Genomic DNA, 5,600 nt, shown 5'->3' on the forward strand with positions numbered 1-5,600 from the left:
GCCCGTACCCGCAGAAGCCGAGCAGCACCAGGTACTCGAAGACCAGCAGCGCCTTCTGCAGCCGGGCGGCGAGGTCGAGCCCGCGCACCGCGACGAGTGCGGCACCGATCAGGACGACGAGGCCGAGCAGGGTGCACTGGACGGTGGAGTCGGCGTCCAGGCGCAGGCCGGCGATGCTGCGCAGGTGCGCTTCGTCCAGGAGCTGGATGATCGCCGAGCCGGTGACGGTGGTGGTGTAGGCCATGAAGACCACCGTGCCGACGGTGTTCACCCAGCCGGTGAGGAAGCCCAGCCAGGGGCTGAGGGTCCGGCCCACCCAGCGGTAGCTGCTGCCGGCGTCGGGCTCGACGGCGTTCAGCCGCCCGTAGCCGCCGGCGATGGCGAGCACCGGAAGGAAGGCCAGCAGCATGATCGCGGGCAGGTGGAGGCCGACCACCCCGGCCATCAGGCCCAGGCCGATGCCGATGCTGCTGGTGGCGGCCGTGCTGGAGGCGGCGATCACCGCGCCGTCGAGCAGGCCGATGGACTTGTGCATGACGCCGTGGCCGACGCCCGTTCTCGGACCGCTGCCCGTGTCCTTCACCGTGGATGCCAACGGATCACCGCCTTGGTCGTGGGGGTGGGGGTGGGGGAAGTGCGAGCCATGAAACCGGCGGCGCCCTCACACGTCAATGGCGTTGTCATAAGGGCTCCACCGGGCCGGGCGGATGCGGCATCCGCCGGGCGCGTGCAGGGTGGAGGGGTACGAACCGCCCGGGTGGCGACTGTCCGCAGCACTGCGGGCGCCGTCCGCCGGGCAACCGGCCCCCAGCCGCCGTCCTACGACCGAAGGAGGCGCCATGCCGACCAGGACGATCCGCAGTCGGGCTCTGGTGCTGACCGCCGCCGCCCTCGCCGTCCTGCCGACCGCCGTACTCGCGGCGTCCTCGCACGCGGCCTCCACGCCTGCGCCCGCGTCGGCCGCCACCGCCGCCCCGGTCAGCTTCGTCGACCTGCCCGACACCTCGCTCCCCAGCGACAACGCGCCGCACGGGATCACCGTCACCTACCGCAACCCCGCGTCGACGGACCAGACGGTCGCCCCGCAGATCCTCATCGAGTCACCCGACAACGGCCCGTTCCTCGACCCGGCGCAGATCAGGCTCGAACTGCTGGGGACGGACAGGCACTGGCACACCGTGTCGCTCGGCAGCCAGACCGGCACCCTGTACACCGACCTCATCCCGGCGAAGATCGTCCTGCACGGCCACCACACGCTCACCGAGCACTACCGGGTGACGGTCCTCAAGGGCCCCGCCCAGGGCTCCGTCGAGCCCCGGGTGGCGATCTACGCCTGAGCCCTGGCCAGGTCAGGTCCGGGCCGCCCCCGCCGCCGCGAGGGCGCCCAGGCGGGCGGCGGCTTCGGCGAGTTCGGCGGGTTCGGCGGCAGCGGCGAAGCCCAGGCGCAGGTGGCCGGCGGGCGGCTCGGCCGGGAAGTGGTGGTGGCCGAGGTTGACCGACACCCCGCGCGCCGGTGCCGCCTCCGCGACGGCCGCCTCGCCGAGGCCGGGCGGTAGCCGCACCCACAGGTGCAGGCCGCCCTCCGGTACGCGCCGCAGCGTCCAGTCCGGCACCTCGCGCGCCAGGGCGCCGGCCAGGACGGCGCAGCGCTGGTGCAGGGCGGTGGCCAGGCCACGGAGGTGGCGGTCCCAGGCAGGCGTGCTGAGCAGTTCGACCGCGGCCTCCTGCAGGGGGCGCGCGATGAAGAAGTCATCGACCCGCCGCATCCCGAGCAGCCGCCGCATCACCGGCCCCCGGGCGATCAGCGCGCCGATCCGCAGGCTGGGCGAGGCGGGCTTGGTCAGCGAGGTGAGGTGGATGACGGTGCCGTCCCGGTCGTCGGCGACCAGCGGGCGGGGCACCGGCCGCCCGTGGCCGAGGTGGCGGGCGAAGTCGTCCTCGATCAGGAACGCCCCGGCGGCGCGCGCCACGTCGACGATCTGGCGGCGCCGCTCGCCGGACAGCACGGCTCCGGTCGGGTTGTGGAAGGTGGGCTGACAGTAGAGCAGGCGCGCGCCGGTCATGGCGAAGGCGTCGGCGAGCAGATCGGGGCGCAGCCCCTGGTCGTCCATCGGTACGGGCACCGGCCGCAGTCCGGCGGACCTCGCGGCGGCGAGCGCGCCGGAGTAGGTCGGCGACTCGACCAGGACCGGGCTGCCGGGCGCCGCGACGGCGCGGAACAGCATCGACAGCGCCCCCTGCCCGCCCCCGGTGACCAGGACGTCCTCGGGGCCGACGTCGCCGCCGGCCTGCCGGGCGAAGATCGTCCGCAGGGTCGTCAGGCCCGCCGCCGGGGCGCGGTGCCAGGCGTCGGGGCGGCGGGCGGCCCGGGCGAGGGCTCCGCTGAGCAGCCGGGTGGGCTGGAGGCTCTCGTGCAGGTAGCCGCCGGACAGCGACACCGTGCCGGCCGGCACCGTGCCCGGCTGCTCGTCGGGCTGCTCGGGCACGAAGTGGCGCCCGGCCAGGGCGACCGCCTGCCAGGAGGTGTCCGGTTCGCCGCCGACCGCCTGCGGCCGGCGGGCGGCGACGTAGGTGCCACTGCCGGGGCGGGTGACGACGGCACCCTCGGCGGCCAGGAGGGCGATGGCCCGGGAGACGGTGACCGGCCCGACTCCGTGACGCGTGATCAGATCGCGGCTGCTGGGCAGGCGGTCACCCGGAGTGAGTCGGGCGATCTCGGTCCGGAGGATCGCCACCAGGGTCTCGATACTGCTACCGTCAGACATGAAAAACAAGAATAGCGCTTTCAGCTCCAGCGCGGAACCGCTCCTGGACCTCGCCGCCCTGCGGGCCGACACCCCCGGCTGCGAAGCGGTGATCCACTTCAACAACGCCGGCTGCGGACTGATGGCCCGTCCGGTCCTCCAGGCGATGGTCGACCACCTGCACCTGGAGGCGGGCATCGGCGGCTACGAGGCGGCCGCCGCCCGTACCGCCGAGGTCGCCGACTTCTACGCCGCGCTCGCCGAACTCCTCGGCACCCGCCCCGGAAACCTCGCCTTCGCCGCGAGCGCGACCCACGCGTACACCAAGGCGCTCTCCGCGATCGACTTCCGCCCCGGGGACGTCATCCTCACCACCCGCAACGACTTCATCTCCAATCAGATCGCCTTCCTGGCGCTGCGCAAGCGGCACGGCGTCCGGATCGTGCACGCCCCCGACCACCCGGACGGCAGCGGCGTCGACGTCGACGCGATGGCCGCGCTGATGCGCGCCCACCGCCCGCGCCTGGTGGCCGTGACGCACGTGCCCACCAACTCCGGGCTGGTCCAGCCGGTCGCCGAGATCGGCCGGCACTGCCGGGAACTCGACCTGCTGTACCTCGTCGACGCCTGCCAGTCGGTCGGCCAGTACCCGGTCGACGTCGAGGAGATCGGCTGCGACCTGCTCACCGCCACCTGCCGCAAGTTCCTGCGGGGCCCGCGCGGTTCGGGCTTCCTGTACGTCTCCGACCGAGTGCTGGCGGCCGGCGGCGAGCCGCTGTACATCGACATGCACGGCGCGCGCTGGGTCGCCCCCGGCCACTACCGCCCGGTCGACACGGCGGCCCGCTTCGAGGAGTGGGAGTTCCCGTACGCCACCGTCCTCGGCTGCGCCGCCGCCGTGCGCTATGCGCTGCGGGTCGGCCTGGAGCCCGTGGCGCGGCGCACCCCGGCCCTGGCCGGGCGGCTGCGCGAACGGCTGGCCGCCGTCCCCGGCGTCCGGACGCTCGACGGCGGGCCCGCGCCGGCCGCGCTGGTCACCTTCGCGATCGACGGGTGGGAGGCGGAGCCGTTCAAGGCGGCGATGGACGCGCGCGGCATCAACTCGGCGCTGAGCTACCGGGAGTTCGCGCAGTTCGACTTCGCCGACAAGGCGGTGGAGTGGTGCCTGCGGCTCTCACCGCACTACTACAACACCGAGGACGAGGTCGACGCGGTGGCGGGCACGGTCGCCGAACTCGCCAGGGGCGCACGGTGACCCGGACCTCAGCCGCGCCGACCTCTGTCAACGCACCGCCGGCTCCTCAAGGCCTCTGGCGCAACGGCGACTTCCTCAGGTTCTGGGTGGGCGAGACGGTCTCGCTGCTCGGCACCCAGGTGACCAACCTCGCCCTCCCGCTCACCGCGATCGGCGCCTTCGGCGCGAGCGACGAACAGGTCGGACTGCTGCGCTTCCTGCAGCTCGTCCCCTACCTCGGGCTCGCCCTGGTGATCGGCGTCTGGGCGGACCGGCACCGCCGACGGCCGGTCATGCTCGCCGCCAACCTGGTCCGGCTGGTCCTGCTCGGCCTGGTACCGCTGCTGTACTGGTGGCACGCGCTCAACCTGCCGGTACTGATGGTGATCGCCTGCGCGGTCGGCATCGCCTCGGTGGTCTTCGACGTGAGCTGGATGTCCTACGTCCCGGTGCTGGTGCGCAGTCCCGAGCACTACGTGGAGGCCGGCGCCAGGATGGGCACCAGCTCGTCCGCCGCCGACGTCGCCGGGCCCGGGCTGGCGGGCGTCCTGGTGTCGGCGGTCGGCGCGCCGGTGGCGCTGCTGGTCGACGCCTGCTCCTACGCGGCGTCCCTGGTCTCGCTGCTGCTGATCCGCACGGCCGAGCCGCGCCCGGAACCGGCCGCCGAACGGCACCTGTGGCGCGAACTCAAGGACGGCATGGGCTGGGTGATGCGGGACGGGGTGCTGCGCTCGCTCGCGCTGATCGGCTTCTGCTGCAACTTCTCGATGATCACCGTGTGGACGATGTTCCTGCTCCACGCCCACACCGACCTCCACCTCGACTCGGCGACGATCGGCGCCGTCTTCTCCACCGCCTCCGTCGGCGGACTGATCGGCGCGCTGATCTCCCGGAGGGTCATCGCGCGGTTCCCACTCGGCCGCATCTACCTGGTCGCCCAGTCGGCGCTGCTGCTGGGCCCGGGCCTGATCCCCGCCGCCACCGGGCCGCGGCCGGTGATGATCGGGATGTTCGTGCTCTCCTTCTTCACCACCTACCTCGGCCTCGGCGTGGCCGGGGTGATCATCGTCAGCCTCCGCCAGGCCGTGACACCGCAGTCGATGATGGGGCGGATGACCGCGGCGTTCCGCATGCTGCTCTTCGGCGGCGGATCGCTGGGCGGCCTGTCCGCCGGCCTGCTCACCGGTCAACTCGGCGCCCGCGGCGCCCTGACCGTGGCCGCGGTCGGCTCCGCCGCCGTCGTGGTCGGGCTGTTCGCCTCCCCGGTCGGCCGCCTCCGGACCTTGCCGACCACACCGGCGCGGGTGACCGGCTGAGCCCTTGCGATGGCCCGGCGCCGCACGGCTCCGGGCCATCAGGGCGGTCCGCGGGCGTTCAAGGAGGGCGCGCACCGGTACGGCGCATTGCGGCGGCTCATGCCGCAGGTGAGTGAGAAGGTGCTGGTCCAGCGCCTGCGCCGGCGCAGGCGCCTTAGGCTCACCGATACCGATCCCCATCCGGGCGGCCCCCCGTGCCCCCCGGGGCCGCCCCGGTCCGTACACAGACCCCCCGCGCCCCCCCGGGAGGCGCCACCGTGCGCGGCGACGGAGCCCCCGCCGGGTGCCCCCTACCCGGGGGGGGGC

At 73.9% G+C, this 5,600-nt stretch carries 6 protein-coding genes; 4 read left to right on the forward strand and 2 right to left on the reverse strand.

Annotated elements, in window-relative coordinates; genetic code table 11:
* A partial coding sequence (locus ACFVWU_RS35115; RefSeq protein ID WP_387628441.1) for an amino acid permease occupies positions 1-535 on the reverse strand: 535 nt, incomplete at its 3' end.
* A gap of 304 nt (positions 536-839) precedes the next feature.
* Between ACFVWU_RS35115 and ACFVWU_RS35120 the strand changes: the two genes are divergently transcribed.
* Positions 840-1,337: a signal peptide protein gene (locus tag ACFVWU_RS35120; RefSeq protein ID WP_387628429.1), complete on the forward strand. Its 498-nt coding sequence runs from the start codon at positions 840-842 to the stop codon at positions 1,335-1,337.
* Between the two features lie 12 nt (positions 1,338-1,349).
* On the opposite strand, the gene ACFVWU_RS35125 is transcribed toward ACFVWU_RS35120, so the two are convergent.
* The gene (locus ACFVWU_RS35125) at positions 1,350-2,765 is read right to left on the reverse strand and encodes a PLP-dependent aminotransferase family protein (protein WP_387628432.1); all 1,416 of its coding nucleotides are present in this window, start codon (positions 2,763-2,765) and stop codon (positions 1,350-1,352) included.
* On the opposite strand from ACFVWU_RS35125, the gene ACFVWU_RS35130 reads away from it, so the two are divergent.
* From ACFVWU_RS35130 to ACFVWU_RS35140, 3 genes are all read left to right on the forward strand, one after another.
* Entirely contained in the window at positions 2,764-3,999 is a 1,236-nt protein-coding gene (locus ACFVWU_RS35130) for an aminotransferase class V-fold PLP-dependent enzyme (protein ID WP_387628433.1), read from the forward strand. The two genes, ACFVWU_RS35125 and ACFVWU_RS35130, sit on opposite strands and share 2 nt — an antisense overlap.
* Positions 3,996-5,294, forward strand: coding sequence for an MFS transporter (locus ACFVWU_RS35135; RefSeq protein WP_387628436.1), 1,299 nt, complete (start codon positions 3,996-3,998; stop codon positions 5,292-5,294). Before ACFVWU_RS35130 ends, ACFVWU_RS35135 begins: the two co-directional genes overlap by 4 nt.
* 9 nt (positions 5,295-5,303) lie before the next feature.
* The coding region (locus tag ACFVWU_RS35140; protein WP_387628438.1) for a winged helix-turn-helix transcriptional regulator at positions 5,304-5,600 on the forward strand (297 nt) is incomplete at its 3' end.

Origin of the sequence: Kitasatospora sp. NPDC058190 (assembly GCF_042883685.1) — a bacterium.
Taxonomy (GTDB): Bacteria; Actinomycetota; Actinomycetes; order Streptomycetales; family Streptomycetaceae; genus Kitasatospora.

What these genes read in the sequence shown, in the direction of transcription:
- ACFVWU_RS35120 (WP_387628429.1), top strand. Translation starts at nt 840, where the DNA reads ATGCCGACCAGGACGATCCGCAGTCGGGCTCTGGTGCTGACCGCCGCC.
- ACFVWU_RS35125 (WP_387628432.1), bottom strand. Translation starts at nt 2,765, where the DNA reads ATGTCTGACGGTAGCAGTATCGAGACCCTGGTGGCGATCCTCCGGACC.
- ACFVWU_RS35130 (WP_387628433.1), top strand. Translation starts at nt 2,764, where the DNA reads ATGAAAAACAAGAATAGCGCTTTCAGCTCCAGCGCGGAACCGCTCCTG.